Annotated in this window: 12 protein-coding genes; 3 read left to right on the top strand and 9 right to left on the bottom strand. The window is 71.5% G+C overall.

All coding sequences use genetic code 11. The annotated features are described in order from the left end of the window. Nucleotides 1-116: 116 nt before the first annotated feature. The 6 genes from ACNYC2_RS21895 to ACNYC2_RS21870 all read right to left on the bottom strand — a co-directional run bounded on the left by ACNYC2_RS21895 (nt 117) and on the right by ACNYC2_RS21870 (nt 7,123). Nucleotides 117-1,889, bottom strand: a complete 1,773-nt coding sequence (locus ACNYC2_RS21895) for an acetyl/propionyl/methylcrotonyl-CoA carboxylase subunit alpha (protein ID WP_419707880.1) — start codon at nt 1,887-1,889, stop codon at nt 117-119. Nucleotides 1,890-2,091: 202 nt separating this feature from the next. Next, a complete protein-coding gene (locus ACNYC2_RS21890; protein WP_419703811.1) occupies nt 2,092-2,808 on the bottom strand; it encodes a Maf family protein in 717 nt (238 codons plus the stop codon). A 167-nt stretch (nt 2,809-2,975) separates the two neighbouring features. Further along, nucleotides 2,976-4,658, bottom strand: coding sequence for a DUF885 domain-containing protein (locus ACNYC2_RS21885; protein ID WP_419703810.1), 1,683 nt, complete (start codon nt 4,656-4,658; stop codon nt 2,976-2,978). Nucleotides 4,659-4,721: 63 nt separating this feature from the next. Further along, nucleotides 4,722-4,961 (bottom strand): acyl-CoA carboxylase epsilon subunit, encoded by a 240-nt coding sequence (locus tag ACNYC2_RS21880; protein ID WP_419703809.1) that lies wholly within the window; start codon nt 4,959-4,961, stop codon nt 4,722-4,724. Beyond that, nucleotides 4,958-5,482 (bottom strand): hypothetical protein, encoded by a 525-nt coding sequence (locus ACNYC2_RS21875; RefSeq protein WP_419703808.1) that lies wholly within the window; start codon nt 5,480-5,482, stop codon nt 4,958-4,960. Before ACNYC2_RS21875 ends, ACNYC2_RS21880 begins: the two co-directional genes overlap by 4 nt. A gap of 42 nt (nt 5,483-5,524) precedes the next feature. Then, a complete protein-coding gene (locus ACNYC2_RS21870) occupies nt 5,525-7,123 on the bottom strand; it encodes an acyl-CoA carboxylase subunit beta (protein ID WP_419703807.1) in 1,599 nt (532 codons plus the stop codon). Nucleotides 7,124-7,242: 119 nt separating this feature from the next. Between ACNYC2_RS21870 and ACNYC2_RS21865 the strand changes: the two genes are divergently transcribed. The 3 genes from ACNYC2_RS21865 (at nt 7,243) to ACNYC2_RS21855 (ending at nt 9,667) form a co-directional block, all read left to right on the top strand. Further along, on the top strand, nt 7,243-8,094 hold the full coding sequence (locus ACNYC2_RS21865) for a biotin--[acetyl-CoA-carboxylase] ligase (protein WP_419703806.1): 852 nt from the start codon (nt 7,243-7,245) through the stop codon (nt 8,092-8,094). A 130-nt stretch (nt 8,095-8,224) separates the two neighbouring features. Further along, nucleotides 8,225-8,521: a hypothetical protein gene (locus ACNYC2_RS21860; protein ID WP_419703805.1), complete on the top strand. Its 297-nt coding sequence runs from the start codon at nt 8,225-8,227 to the stop codon at nt 8,519-8,521. Between the two features lie 78 nt (nt 8,522-8,599). Continuing rightward, nucleotides 8,600-9,667 (top strand): adenylate/guanylate cyclase domain-containing protein, encoded by a 1,068-nt coding sequence (locus tag ACNYC2_RS21855; protein WP_419703804.1) that lies wholly within the window; start codon nt 8,600-8,602, stop codon nt 9,665-9,667. Between the two features lie 96 nt (nt 9,668-9,763). Here ACNYC2_RS21855 and ACNYC2_RS21850 read toward each other — a convergent pair whose 3' ends face one another. The 3 genes from ACNYC2_RS21850 to ACNYC2_RS21840 form a co-directional block, all read right to left on the bottom strand. Beyond that, nucleotides 9,764-10,552: a crotonase/enoyl-CoA hydratase family protein gene (locus ACNYC2_RS21850; protein WP_419703803.1), complete on the bottom strand. Its 789-nt coding sequence runs from the start codon at nt 10,550-10,552 to the stop codon at nt 9,764-9,766. A 59-nt stretch (nt 10,553-10,611) separates the two neighbouring features. Next, nucleotides 10,612-12,330: a lysyl oxidase family protein gene (locus ACNYC2_RS21845; RefSeq protein ID WP_419703802.1), complete on the bottom strand. Its 1,719-nt coding sequence runs from the start codon at nt 12,328-12,330 to the stop codon at nt 10,612-10,614. Nucleotides 12,331-12,515: 185 nt separating this feature from the next. Then, nucleotides 12,516-14,555, bottom strand: coding sequence for an acyltransferase family protein (locus tag ACNYC2_RS21840; RefSeq protein WP_419703801.1), 2,040 nt, complete (start codon nt 14,553-14,555; stop codon nt 12,516-12,518). Between the last annotated feature and the right edge of the window lie 138 nt (nt 14,556-14,693).

Below are 14,693 nucleotides of genomic sequence, written 5' to 3'. Positions count from 1 at the left end.
ACTTAGCCGATCAGGACCGACCTTCCGGCCGCGGTCCGGAGGCAAACCGACCCGCTGGGCTTTTTTCACCCTGTCCGCTTTGCGAATTCACCCGGCAGAGGCGGCGAATCCAGGCTTCAGTCGACGATCTCGCAGATGGGAGCACCCGCCGACACGCCAGCGCCGGGCTCTGCGGTCAGGGATCGCACGGTCCCCGCGCGGTGCGCCAGGATCGGCTGCTCCATCTTCATGGCCTCCAGCACGACGACGAGATCACCCTCGGCCACCGTCGCGCCGTCCTCGACGGCCACCTTGACGATGGTGCCCTGCATGGGCGAGGCCAGCGTGTTCCCGGCGCTCCCCGACGTCTTGGCCCCGGCGACCCGCCGGGCAGGACGACGGGCAGCGTTCGCGGTGCGCGCACGCCCGGCGGCGACACCCAGGCCGGCGGGCAGCACGACCTCGAGCCGGCGTCCGCCCACCTCGACGACGACGCGCTCGGCGGTCACCTCCTCCGCCTCCTCGACGGGTGCGGGAGGGGCCGGCGCCAGGGTCTTGAGGGTGTCGGCGAACTCCGTCTCGATCCAGCGGGTGTGCACCCGGAACGGGGAACCGTCGGCGGGGACGAACGCGTCGGCCTCGAGGACCGCCTTGTGGAACGGGACCACCGTGGGGATGCCCTCGACGACGAGCTCGCGCAGGGCGCGGCGGGCCCGCTCGACGGCCTCGGTGCGCGTGGCTCCCGTGACGATGAGCTTGGCGATCATGGAGTCGAACGCGCCGGAGACCGAGTCGCCGGCGACGACGCCCGTGTCGACGCGTACGCCCGGGCCGGTCGGCCAGGCGATGGTGTTCAGGCGGCCCGGCGCGGGCAGGAAGCCCTTCGCCGGGTCCTCACCGTTGATGCGGAACTCGATGGAGTGCCCGCGTACGACGGGGGAGTGGTAGCCGAGCGCCTCGCCGGCCGCGATCCGCAGCTGCTCGCGCACCAGGTCGATGCCCGTGACCTCCTCGGTCACCGGGTGCTCGACCTGGAGGCGCGTGTTCACCTCGAGGAAGGAGATGGTGCCGTCGACCCCGACGAGGAACTCGCACGTACCCGCGCCGACGTAGCCGGCCTCCCGCAGGATGGCCTCCGACGCCGCGTACAGGGACTTCTCCTGCTCCGGCGTGAGGAACGGCGCGGGGGCCTCCTCGACGAGCTTCTGGTGGCGGCGCTGCAGGGAGCAGTCCCGGGTCGACACCACGACGACGTTGCCGTGGGTGTCGGCGAGGCACTGGGTCTCGACGTGGCGCGGCTTGTCCAGGTAGCGCTCCACGAAGCACTCGCCCCGGCCGAAGGCCGCGACCGCCTCGCGGACCGCCGAGTCGAACATCTCGTCGATCTCGTCGAACGTGCGCGCGACCTTGAGGCCGCGGCCGCCGCCGCCGAAAGCCGCCTTGATGGCGATGGGCAGCCCGTACTGCTCGGCGAAGGCCTTGACCTCGCTGCTGTCCTTGACCGGGTCCGGCGTGCCGGGGACCAGGGGCGCGCCCGCGCGCTGCGCGATGTGCCGCGCGCTCACCTTGTCGCCGAGCGACCTGATGGCCGACGGCGGCGGCCCGATCCACGTCAGCCCCGCATCGATGACCGCCTGGGCGAACTCGGCGTTCTCCGACAGGAAGCCGTAGCCCGGGTGCACGGCGTCGGCGCCGGAACGGCGGGCGACGTCGAGCAGCTTGGCCGGGTCGAGGTACGTGTCCGCCGCGCGGGCGCCGCCGAGCGCGAAGGCCTCGTCGGCGAGGCGCACGTGCAGGGACTCGCGGTCCTGGTCGGCGTAGACGGCGACGGATGTCAGCCCCGCGTCGGCGCATCCACGGGCCACGCGGACGGCGATCTCACCGCGGTTGGCGATGAGCACCTTCGAGATGGTTCGGGGCAGGCTGGTACTGGGCACGGCTCACCGTAACCCGGTGATCAGCGACCGAAGTACCGCCTCCACCCACGCGGCGAAAAGTCTGGAGAGCCGACCAACCCCGACGCGAGCCGTTTGGAGGGTTCAGACATGGCGTCCGGCCAGATCCGTCGGATGGGACCGATCTGGTTGTGGGTATCCGGCAGATCCCCCTCGGTCAACTTGTGCGGAGGGAGCGCCACGGGACGCCCAGCTCGGCCAGCAGCTCGCGCAGCAGCGGCAGGCTGAGGCCGACGACGCCGTGGTGGTCTCCCTCGATACGCTCGATGTACGGGCCGCCGAGGCCGTCGATGGTGAACGCCCCCGCCACGTGCAGCGGCTCGCCCGTGGCGATGTAGGCGTCGATCTCGTCGTCGTCGAGGTCGGCGAACCAGATGGTGGTCGAGCTCGTGGAGCCGAGGGTGCCGCCGGTGCCCCCGGCGTCGTCGTCGCGCAGGTCGACCACCCAGTGGCCCGAGTGCAGCACGCCCTTGCCGCCGCGCATCGACCGCCAGCGCTCGCGCGCGACCTCGGCGTCGGCGGGCTTGCCCACGACCACCCCGTCGAACTCCAGCATGGAGTCGCAGCCGACGACTATGACGTCGGCGGGGTCCTCAGCGGGCTCGGACGGCGTCCCGTCGGGGTCGTCGCCGTCCGACGCGCCGGACTCGGCGTTGTCGCGGGCGTCCTCCAGCCGGGACGCCACCTCCTCGGCCTTGGCCTGGGCCAGCACGAGCACGGCGTCGGCGGGATCGAGCTCACCGAAGCGTTCGGTGGCGTCGGCGAGGACCTTGTCCTCGTCCACGCCGGATACGACGACTTCCGGGGTGACTCCCGCGGACTTCAGCGTCGCGAGTCGGGCGGGGGACTGTGAGGCGAGGACCAAGCGAGGCACGCGCGCCACAGTAACGAGAATGCGGCCGGAGCAAACAGGATTTCCGGCATCGGCGTGCAGTGACCCACGTCACTGTGCCCGTGTGCCTCGGCGCAGACGCCCTGACGTGTCAGACGTACAGGTCACCGGGGTGACCTGTACGTCTGACACGTCAGCGGTTCGGGGGCTCAGGCCAGGGCCTCGCGCAGGGTGTCCAGGCCCACCGAGCCCAGGTTGAGCGCCCGCGCGTGGAACGCCTTGGCGTCGAAGCTCTCGCCCGCGGCGGCCTTGGCGTCGTCGCGCGTCTGCTCCCAGAGCCGCTGGCCCACCTTGTACGACGGCGCCTGCCCCGGCCAGCCGAGGTACCGGTTGAACTCGAAGCGGATGAACGACTCGGGCATGTTCACGTTGGCCAGGAGGAACGGCCAGCCCTTCTCGGCGGTCCAGGTGCCGCCGCCCCACTGCTCGGGCGCCTCGAGGCCCAGGTGCACGCCGATGTCGAACACGACACGGGCCGCGCGCATCCGCTGGGCGTCGAGCATGCCGAGGCGGTCGCCGGGGTCGTCCATGTAGCCGAGGTCGGCCATGAGCCGCTCCGCGTAGAGCGCCCAGCCCTCACCGTGGCCGGACACCCAGCAGGCGAGCCGGCGCCAGTTGTTGAGCGTCGCGCGCGCGAACACCGCCTGGCCGCACTGCAGGTGGTGGCCCGGGACGCCCTCGTGGTAGACCGTCGTCTTCTCGCGCCAGGTGTTGAACTCCGTGACGTCGGACGGCACGGACCACCACATCCGGCCCGGCCGGGACCAGTCGTCGCTCGGCGGGGTGTAGTAGATGCCGCCCGACTGGGTGGGCGCGATCATGCACTCCAGGTCCAGCACGGGCTCCGGCACGTCGAAGTGGGTGCCGTTCAGCGCCGTGATCGCGTCGTCGGAGGTCTCCTGCATCCAGGCCTTCAGGGCCGCCGTGCCGATGAGCTTGCGCGACGGGTCGGCGTCGAGAACCGCGACGGCCTCCTCGACGGTCGCGCCCCGGCCCGCGATCGTGGCCGCGACCGACTCCTGCTCGGCGACGATCCGGGCGAGCTCCTCCAGGCCCCACTGGTAGGTCTCGTCGAGGTCGACCTTCGCGCCCAGGAAGTACCGCGACCAGAGGGTGTACCGGTCCCGGCCCACGGCGTCGGCCTCCGGCGCCTGCGGTGCGAGGTCGTGCTCCAGGAAGTCGGCGAGCCTGCCGTACGCGGCCTGTGCGCCCTGCGCCGCCCGCGCCAGGTCACCTGACAGCGCGTGCCCCTCGCCGAGGGTGGCGCTCGCTGCCTCACCCGTCACGAACGACGTGAAGAACGAGTCGCCGGAGGCCAGCTCCCGTGCCTGCGTGACGCACTCGCGCACCTGGCGGACGGCGGAGACGTCGCCCTTGGCCGCGGCGGCGGTGAGCGACTCGATGTACCCGTCGACGGCGCCCGGGAGGGCGCTCATCCGGGAGGCGATGTTCTCCCAGGCCTCCACCGAGTCGGTGGCCATGATGTCGAAGACCTCGCGCAGCCCCTGCACCGGCGACTCGATGTTGTTGAGCTTGCGGAGGTACTCGCCGGCCTCGTGCAGCTCCAGGTCGAGTCCCACGCGCTCGCGCATCGCGGAGAGGGTGACCCGGTCGACGTCGTCCGCGGGCTCGAGTCCTTCGAGCTTCGCGAGGACCTCGCGGTTCGCCTGGGCGGCGGCGTCGTGCCCGGCCGGCGACAGGTCGTCCATCTCGTGGTCGTGGCCGGGCAGGCCCATACCGGTGGCGGACAGCGGGGAGAGCTCGGTGAGGCGGGTGACGTAGTCGTCTGCGACGGCGTCGATCGCGGTAGGTGTACGTGTGGGGGTGGTCATGGGGGCGAGCCTACGGCGGCCACCTGGTTCCCGAGCAGAGGTTTTCCGCTCGCCCAGCCTCTCCTAGGACCGCAGGCTCCAGCGCCAGGCGTCCGCGTTGTGCCGCCCCGACCGTCCGCCGAAGTTCTTGGCGGTCGCCGCGCCGTTCCCGCGCAGCGACCGGGCGTGGTTGATCCACTCGTCGAGCGGCGCCGCGTCGTCGGGCTCGGGGCCGGCCGCCGCGACCGCGGCGAGGCCCGCGACCAGGGCGGCCACCTCGACGTCGTCGGGCTCGCCGCGGACAACACGTACCTCGGGGCTCATTCGTCGTCCTCCTCGTAGAAACCGAAACCGGGAGCCTCGCCGCGCGACGCCGCCCACTCGGCGATGTCGTAGCCGCCCTCGGTGAGGTGCGTCGCGACGGACTCGCCGGCCGCGTCGAGCAGGTCGATCACGCCGTCCAGCGAGGCGTCGCCGCCGCGCGCCGCGACGACGAAGCCGAGGTAGAACGACTCGCCGCCCTCGGGCAGCTCGGACTCGATGATCTCGTCGGGGTCGGCGCCGTCCTCCGGCTCCCACACCGAGGACGTGAGGTCCGGGTGCATACCGAGCGAGCTGTGCAGCGTGTCGAACAGGGCCGCGTTCAGGTGCCCCACCTTCGACTCGAGGGCCAGCACCCGCGGGTCCTCGTCCGCCTCCGCGGCGCCGAACTCGGCGCGCACGCCCACGGCCGTCCCCACGTAGTCGTGCAGCGCAGCCGCCAGCGCATCGACGGCACGGTGCATCGGCTCCGTGTCGACGCGGCCCATCGGCGCCGGGCCGTGGGTGGCGTCCTCGTGACTCATCTAGTTCCTCATCCCGTCCGAACTGCCTCGGTCCTCCCGCCGTCAGAGCGGGATGTTGCCGTGCTTCTTCGGAGGAAGCGTAGATCGCTTGGTGCGCAGCGCGCGAAGCGCACGCACCACCTGCACGCGGGTCTCGGACGGGCGGATGACCGCGTCGACGTATCCGCGCTCGGCGGCGTCCCACGGGTTGACGATGGCGTCCTCGTACTCGGCGGTCAGCCGGGCACGCTCGGCCTCGACGTCCCCGCCGGTCTCGGCGACCGCCTTCAGCGCGCCGCGCTGGAGGATGTTCACGGCACCGCTCGCGCCCATGACGGCGATCTGCGCGGTCGGCCAGGCCAGGTTGACGTCGGCGCCGAGCTGCTTGGAGCCCATGACGATGTAGGCGCCGCCGTACGCCTTGCGCGTGATGACGGTGATCAGCGGCACGGTGGCCTCGGCGTACGCGTAGATCAGCTTGGCGCCGCGGCGGATGATGCCCTGGTGCTCCTGGCCGACGCCGGGGAGGAAGCCCGGCACGTCCACGAACGTCAGCACCGGGATGTTGAAGGCGTCGCACGTCCGCACGAACCGCGCGGCTTTCTCGGCCGCGTCGATGTCGAGCGTGCCGGCCATGGACTGGGGCTGGTTGGCGACGATGCCCACCGACTGGCCCTCCACGTGCCCGAACCCGACCAGCACGTTCGTCGCGAACATCGGCTGGACCTCGAGGAACGACTCCGGGTCCAGCACCGCCTCGATGGCCGTGCGCATGTCGTACGGCTGGTTGTCGCTGTCCGGGATCAGCTCGTCGAGCGCCTCGTCGTCGGCGGTGACCTCCAGCGGCGCGTCGTCCTCCGGCGGGAACGCCGGCGCGTCGGAGAGGTTGTTCTGCGGCAGGTAGCCGATCAGGTGACGCACGTAGTCGATGGCGTCGTCCTCGTCGCTGCCCATGTAGTGCGCCACACCGGACTTCGAGTTGTGCGTCCGGGCGCCGCCCAGGGTCTCGAAGTCGACGTCCTCGCCCGTCACGGTACGGATCACGTCCGGGCCGGTGATGAACATGTTCGACGTCTGGTCGGCCATCACGATGAAGTCGGTCAGGGCGGGGGAGTACACCGCGCCGCCCGCGCTCGGGCCGAGGATCAGGGAGATCTGCGGGATCACGCCCGACGCCGCCACGTTGCGCCGGAACATCTCGGCGAACTGGGTCAGGGCCGCGACGCCCTCCTGGATGCGGGCGCCACCGCCGTCGCTGATGCCGATGAGCGGCACACCCGTCCGGAGCGCGAGGTCCTGCACCTTCGTGATCTTCTGGCCGTGCACCTCACCGAGGCTCCCGCCGAACACCGTGAAGTCCTGGGAGTAGATGCACACCTGCCGGCCGTCGATGGTGCCGTAGCCGGTGACCACGCCGTCGCCCGCTATCCGCTTCTTCTCCAGACCGAAGTTGCGGCTGCGGTGCTTGGCGAGCGCGTCCAGCTCGGTGAAGCTGCCCTCGTCCAGCAGGGCTTCGATGCGCTCGCGGGCAGTCTTCTTGCCCCGCTTGTGCTGCTTCTCCTGGGCCGTCTGCTCCGGGACATCGATGGCGGCTGCCCGGCGGGCGTCGAGGTCGTCGAGCTTGGCGCGCGTGCCGGCGAGGGTGGTGATGGCGTCGTTCACAGTTCGAGCGTAGTTGTCGGATGCCTCCCGCTCGATGCGTGAGCATCCAGCGGGTCACGCTGCTGCGTTGTGGGTTTCCTCCAAGGGCAGGTTCGGGGGCGAGGGGAGAGTATGGAGGGATGAGCCAGTCTCTGTATCGCGACAAGTATCGCGACAAGCTGACAGTTCCGGGGTTCGCGAGGGTCGAGGTCGTCGAGACCTCCCCGTCCACCAACGCCGAGCTCGTCACGGCGGTCCGGTCCGACCCGACCGGCTGGCCGGCGCCGTCGGCCCTCGTCGCCGAGCACCAGACCGCGGGCAAGGGACGCGCCGGACGGTCCTGGGAGACGCCCGCGCGTGCCGGCCTCACCGTGTCGGTGCTGCTGCGCCCGCAGGTCCCCGCCGAGGCGCTGGGCTGGCTCCCGCTGCTGGCGGGGCTCGCGGTGGTGCGCGCGGTGTCCGACGGCGGGATCACCGCCGCCGTGAAGTGGCCCAACGACGTGCTGCTGCCCGCCGTCGACACGATCGCCGGGCTGGGGCTCTACCGCAAGGTCGCGGGCATCCTCGCCCAGGTGGTGCCCGAGGCGCAGGGCACGCCGGGACCGGCGGCCCCGGCCGTGGTGCTCGGGATAGGCCTCAACGTCTCGCAGTCCGCGGAGGAGCTGCCCGTGCCGTCGGCGACGTCGCTGGCGCTCGCGGGCTACCCGCGGCCCGACCGGACCGACGTGCTCGTGCGGCTGCTGGGCGAGGTGCACGCCGTCGTCCGGCGGTGGGAGCAGGCGGGTGGCGACGCCGCGTCGGCCGGTCTGCTGGACGAGTACACAGCCGTGTCCGCGACGCTCGGCACCCGCGTCCGCGCCGAGCTCGCGGGGGGAGCGGAGACCGTGGCGGGCGAGGCGGTCGGTCTGGACCGGTCCGGGGCGCTGGTGGTCCGGACGGAGTCGGGCGAGGAGCGCACGGTGACGGCCGGCGACGTCTGGCACCTGCGGTAGCCCTGCGGGTGAACTACCCGGTCAGACGGGGTGAAGTGGGCGGCAATCCCTGCCGCGTGCCGTAGTGCCTCCGGTAATGTCCGCCGAAGCGATGGCAGGCAAGAACGGGCGTGCGACGGCAGGAGACGCCATGGAGGCAGGTCGAGCCACGGTCGGGGTGGCCAAGGCGATCGTCTGTGCGGTGGCCGTCGTCGCGGTGTACCTGATCAGCACGGTCCGCCTGGACCGGGGGATCGTCCAGACCGACGGGACCCCGACGGCGGGCCTGGTCGCGGCCGGCATCGCCTGGCTCCTGGTCGTCTGGGTCCTGCTCTCCCGCGACGACGGCGTGCGCGGTGTGCGGCTGGGTCTGTGGAACGTCGTCGCCGTCGTCGGGATGCTGCTCGTGCTCATGGGTATCCCGCTCGTGCTGACGCTCATGGGCTGACGGCTTTGGCTGACGTCCTTGGCCGACGTCCCGCGGATCCATGCGGGTGCATGGGGCCTGCGCGCCTACAGTGGTGACGTGCTCCACAATTCCGAGACCTCTCACACCCACCACGACGCACCGGGTGCTGACACCGCGGCCCGGCTCGACGAGACGCTGCTCGGCGGCGCCCGCCGGTACACGCTGTCGCAGGTGGTGGAGCTGACGGGGCTCGACAAGCAGTTCGTCACCCGGTACTGGCGCTGGATCGGCCTGCCCGTCACGCACCCGACCGAGACGTGGTTCACCGATGCCGACGTCGAGGCGCTCAAGGACGCGGCGGGCCTGTTCGACGAGGAACAGATGGACGAGCGCGCCCAGATGACCTTCATCCGGTCCGTCGGCCACACGGCTGACCGGTTGGCGCTGTGGCAGGTCGAGGCGCTCGTGGAACATCTCGCGCGGCGCTACGAGCTGGACGAGACCTCGGCCCGGCTGCTCGCCCTGGACAAGCTCCCGGAGATGACGGAGATGCTGCAGGGGCAGCTCGAGCACGCGTGGCGGCGTCAGCTCGCGGCGCTCACCGGGCGCATGGCCATCGAGTTCGCGGGTGCGCACTCGGACGACCGCAGCGACACCCACCAGCTGCCCCTGCTGCGGGCGGTCGGGTTCGCGGACATCGTCTCGTTCACGAAGCGCACGGCCGGGCTCGGTTCGGAGGAGCTCGCGGAGTTCGTGCAGCGGTTCGAGGCCGGCGCGCGCGACATCATCGTGAACGCGGGCGGCCGCGTGGTGAAGACCATCGGCGACGCGGTGCTCTTCGTGACGGACGACATCTCCACCGGCGCGGAGGTGGCCCTCGGCCTGGCGGAGACCTCCGGCGTAGCCCTGGGCACAGCGGCACCGGGCGATCCGGAGATCCCGGTGCGCGTCGGGCTGGTGTGGGGGCGGGTGCTGTCCCGGTTCGGCGACATCTTCGGTCCCACGGTCAACCTCGCGTCCCGCCTCACCGAGCAGTCGGAACCCTCGACGGTCCTGGTCGACAAGGAGACCGCCGCGAAGCTCGCGACGAGCTCCCGCTACGCGCTCACGGCTCAGCCCGTCCGTGAGATCCCCGGCATCGGTCCGATGGCGCCGGTGCGCCTCCAGCGCGCCTACCGCGGCTGACCCCACCGCTCCGCGAAGTAGAGCCCCAGTCCGGACACAGGCTCTACCTCGGCACCGACGGGCACGCGAAGTAGAGCGCCTGTCCGGACGTACGCTCTACTTCGCGGAGTGGCGCAGGGGCTTCATCGCGCCTGGCAGCAGCCTCAGCTGTGCCCACCGCTCGGCGGCGAACGTGCGCCGGTCGCCCGACGACCAGCGGCGGTCGAACAGCCGCTTCGCGGCCGCGACGGCCTCGGGGCGCCGCTCGGCGATCCGGCCGGCCAGGGCGAAGGCCTCGTCCAGCGGCGAGTCGGTGACGGTCCCGGCCAGGCCGAGCCGGCCGGCGTCGGCCCCGGTGAACTCCTCGGCGGTGAACGTGAGGCGCTTCGCCGTCTCGATGCCCACCAGCTGGGTCAGCGCCCGGATCCCTGACATGTCGGGGACGAGGCCGCGCTCGACCTCCTTGACGCACCAGCGGGCGTCCGGGGTCGTGAGGCGCAGGTCGGCGGCGAGGGCGATCTGCACGCCGGCCCCGAGCACGTGGCCGTGCACGGCGGCGATCACCGGCACGGGCAGACGCCGCCACGCCCAGCAGGCCTCCTGGAACAGGTTGGTGCCGCGGGGCGTCGGCACGAAGGCTCGCGCCACCGCCACCGGGTTCCTGGCCGCGGCGCCGAGGTCGAGCCCCGCGCAGAACGAGCGGCCGTTGCCCGAGACGACGACCGCGCGCAGCCCCGGCGTCCGCCCGAGCCTGCGCGCGGTCGCCCTGAGCTCGCCGAGCATGTCGAGCGACAGCGCGTTGAGCTTGTCGGGCCGGTCGAGGCGGACGTCGGCGATCCCGTCCGAGATGCTGCACGTGATGCGGCTCCCGGACGGGACCGTCGACGGCGTGGGGCTGGCGCTCATGGGGCGCAGCCTACGCACCGCCCACGATCAGCGGTGCGGTCGTGTTGTGCGGGCCGGCGTCAGTTCTCCACCAGCTCCGGCTCCTCCGTGTCGACGCCCTCGTACGGCGGGACCTTCACGGTGCGCGCGCCGGGCGTGCCGCCGAGGATGACGGTCCGGTAGCTGACGTTGTTCGACGTCGTCCGCTCGTGCAGGTTGCCGTTCGGGTTCACGGTGATCTTGATCTGGTAGGTCCCGTTGCGGACACCGGTCAGGTCGAACGCCTGGGTCTGGTGCTGGCTGTAGGTGTCGCCCCAGCCGACGGGCAGGACCTCGCGCAGCCACAGCGCCGACCGTTCGCCGCAGGCGCTGTCGAGACCGGTCGCCTCGGGTCGCCAGACGGCGCCCGGCACGGACAGGTCGACGGCGTTGGTCGGCACCAGGCACCACGACTGCTTGCCGCTGGTCGTCACCAGCTTGCCCTTCGGGGTCACGAGCTCGTAGCTCGCGAAGTCGAGGAAGTGCCAGTGGTCGTGCTCCGGCGCCTCGTGGTACTCCATGGTCCCGGTCTTCGTGCTACCGACCTCCTTACCGTCCCGGTAGAACATCTGGTAGGCGTCCATGACCTCGGCCGAGCCGCGGCGGTAGCCCTCGACGACCAGGGGGCCGGGTCCCGCGTTCCACTCGTGGGCGTTGAAGGTGAGCCGGTCGATGCCCGCCTCGTCCACCTCGTTGCCGATCTGCCACGCCGGTACGGAGACGAGGTCGGGGAGGCTGTCCTTGGCAGGCTTCTTCGTGGACGGCGTGGTGCCGGCCTGGCCGAGCGACGGGTGGTCGCCGCCGTGCGCCTGGCTGCTGTCCAGGGTGAAGAGGTTCACGCGGTGGCCGGTGCCCGAGGGCTCGGAGTGGCCCGCGTGGCCGCCCTGGGCGCGCAGGCTCTCGGCACGGGTGGACTGCGCGTCCTGCCCCGCGAGGGTGCTGAAGCCCTCGGCCGACTCGCCCAGGAGCTGGTCCGCGACGCCTTCGCAGCCCCACAGCTCGCACTCGTCGACGATCTTCAGCTTCTGCGTCACCGAACGGCCCTTGGCGGGCAGGCCGAGGAGGTTCGCGACGTCGTCGTTGACGGTGGTGGTCATCACGAGGTCCGTGCGCTTGGTCTCCACCTGGAAGAACGCGTCGAGGCGGGCCGCCCAGCCCTCCTCGATCCCGAAGACCGTCGACTTCGTGAACCAGCTGCCGCCGCAGAGCGACGGGTAGACCGGCTCCGTGCGACCGGTCGGCTGGATCCGCTGGCGGTCCCACCCTCCGGGGCACAGGCTGCGCGTCTCCTCGAGCAGGACCTTGCCCTTGGGCGTGGCGATCTTGACCGTGAGGCCGTTCTTGAGTCCGTCGAGCCCGTCGACGAGGGCGGCGGGCACCTTCGTGGTGGTGCGCTTGTTGCCGCGGATCACCGTCTTGGTGACCGTGGCGGGGGCCGACGCCGTGGCGCGCTTGGCCAGGAACTCGTGGCTCTCGCCGTAGGCACCCAGCCAGACCTGCGAGTCGACGTACACGAAGCCGTCGAACGTGTAGCCCTGGACGGTGTCGCCCGTCGGGACGATACGGAGGCCGCGTTGAGCGGACGACCGGTCCGTCTCGGAGTCGGTGGTCGTCACTGCGGCGCCTGCCGGCGGCGTGGCTGCGGAGGCGGACACGACGTGTGCCGCGGCGCCCTCTCCGAGCAGCCCGAGTGCCAGTGTCGCGGCGACGCCCATCGTGAGCAGGCGAGGCGACGGGCGGGACAAACTGCGAGCGGTCATTGATCCCCCAGGGGTGAGGACAGAGGAGTCTGTCGCACCTATGGACGCTCGGGCCTGCGGAAACGTTGCCCGGACGGGTCCAGTTCACCCTCTGGGAAGTCGCCTGTGACACGGGCCGCCCGTCCCGCCCGCTCCCACGTGACAGGCGGGAGGGGCGGGACGGGCGGGACGGGCGGCGGGCCGGGTCAGGGGAACTGCGCGGGAATCGCCTGCGCCAGGTAGGGCTGGAGGCTCAGGGCGAACGAGTCGGTGATGTGGCTGGTGTCGCGGTAGACGAGCACGTTGCCGACGACCTGCTCGCACTTCTCCGGCCCGCAGAAGAAGTCGGTGAGGTCGATGACGTTCGCATACGGTGCGCGCGCGGCGGCCTTGTCGACGAGATCGCGGTTCACCATCGCGTCCTCGCGGTCGATGGCGCACCGCTCGGGGTGGTCGTAGTTCCGCGCCACGCAGGCCTGGGCCTTCTCCCTGGCCTCTGGCACCGCCTTCACCACGTAGACGCGGGCCCCGAGCTCGTGCACCTCGTTCCAGATGTTGGCGAAGCCCTTGACGCCGGGCTCCATGCCCGTGTCCGTGTCACGGAACTCGCTCTCGCCCAGGTAGGAGGTGACCACCGCGTCGGGCCGGACCTCCGCGAGCTGCGCCATCGTCCTCTCGTTGAGCAGCTCGCAGCTGCGCGCCCTCAGGTCCCGCTCCTCGTAGGAGAAGGGGCACGAGTTGTGGTAGAAGCCGAGAAGGCGCCAGCCGCGCTCCTCGGCGAGGTTCACCAGCGGTGTGGAGAGCATCCTGGCGTGGGAGTCACCGATCAGCGCGACGACGGTGTCCGACGTCGGATCGCCGTACTCGCAGACCTGGCTGGACTCGGTGCTGAGGTCCGACTCCTCGCAGGAGGAGCGGAGGGCTATCTCCGTGTCGTCCTCCGCGCTGATCGGGTTGGGCCGGATGGCGGTGGAGCCGTTGGTGAGCACGTCGATCGTGCCGTCCGCCGCGGCGGCGGCACCGTAGGTGCCGCCCAGCTCGGTGGACACGTCGACCGTGTCGGCGAGCGCGTCCCACTCACGTTCGACGCTCGCCGCGCGCAGCGTGGGAACCAGCGTGAGGGCGCAGGCGAGCGCCATCGTCGTGGCGGCGAGGCCCAGCGAGCGCGGGTCATGGTTCTTCAGCCAGGCCGTGGACCGCAGCGGCTGCTCGACGTACGTGTAGCTGGCATGAGCCGCGATGAGCATCAGGCCGAGGAGGCCGAGGCTCTCCAGCTTGGTGGGCTCACCGCCCGCGTACTCGGTGAACCACACGATGGCGGGGAAGTGCCACAGGTAGAGGGAGTACGACACGTTCCCGAGCCACTGCACGGGAGCGCGGTCCACGATCCAGGACAGCGACCCGATACCCGAGGTGCGGCCGGCGGCGATCACGGCGACCGTGCCGAGCACGGGAAGGAGCGCCGCGGTGCCGGGGAACGGTGTGCTGGCCGTCAGAGCCAGGGCACCCACCGCGATCGCGCCGAACCCGGCGAGGGCGAGCGCCGATCGCGCGAGCCGGAACCGCTCCGTGTAGCGGATCGTGACGGCGAGCAGGCCACCGGCCCCGAGCTCCCAGAGGCGGGTGGTCGTGGCGAAGTAGGCGGCGGGGTCCTCGTTGGTGACCGTGATGAGGTTCCAGACGAAGGAGGCGGCGACGAGCACGCCGAACGCGACCAGCAGAGCGACCGTCAGGGCGCGCGGTCCACGGCGTGACCGGTGCGCCACGACGGCGGCGCCCAGCACGACCAGCGGCCACAGGATGTAGAACTGCTCCTCCACGGCGAGGGACCAGAAGTGCTGGAACGGCGTGGCGGCGGTGTCGGACGCCAGGTAGTCGACAGCGTTGCCCACCAGCGCCCAGTTCTGCACGTAGAGCACCGAGGCGAGGCCCTGCCTGCTGATCTCCGCCCAGTCCGTGATGGGCATGAGGATGGGCGTGGTCAGCAGCACCACCGCCACGACCAGGAGGCTCGCGGGCAGGATCCGGCGCGCCCGGTTGGCCCAGAAGTGGCCGAGGCGCAGCCGTCCCGTAGCCCGGACCTCGCGGAGCATGTGCCCCGTGATGAGGAACCCGGAGATGACGAAGAAGACGTCCACGCCGATGTATCCGCCCGGGATGACGTCCGGTCGCAGGTGGTAGATCACGACCAGCGCGACAGCCAGGGCGCGGAGCGCCTGGACCTCCGGCAGAAAACGCCTGGTCATGGTCCCGACGGAGTCCCGAGGCCCGGTGTCGCGCCTCTCTTTGGTGGGCTCCGGTGAGGGCCCGGCGGGCGGCGCGGCGGCGGAATGCGTGGCGGTGGTTGTAGTCATGACTCCAGGTCCGTCAGAGGCGGAGCCGGC

It is taken from the genome of Promicromonospora sp. NFX87 (genome assembly GCF_048564965.1).
In the GTDB taxonomy this organism is placed as follows: domain Bacteria; phylum Actinomycetota; class Actinomycetes; order Actinomycetales; family Cellulomonadaceae; genus Promicromonospora.
This window is presented reverse-complemented; position numbering and strand designations above follow the sequence as displayed.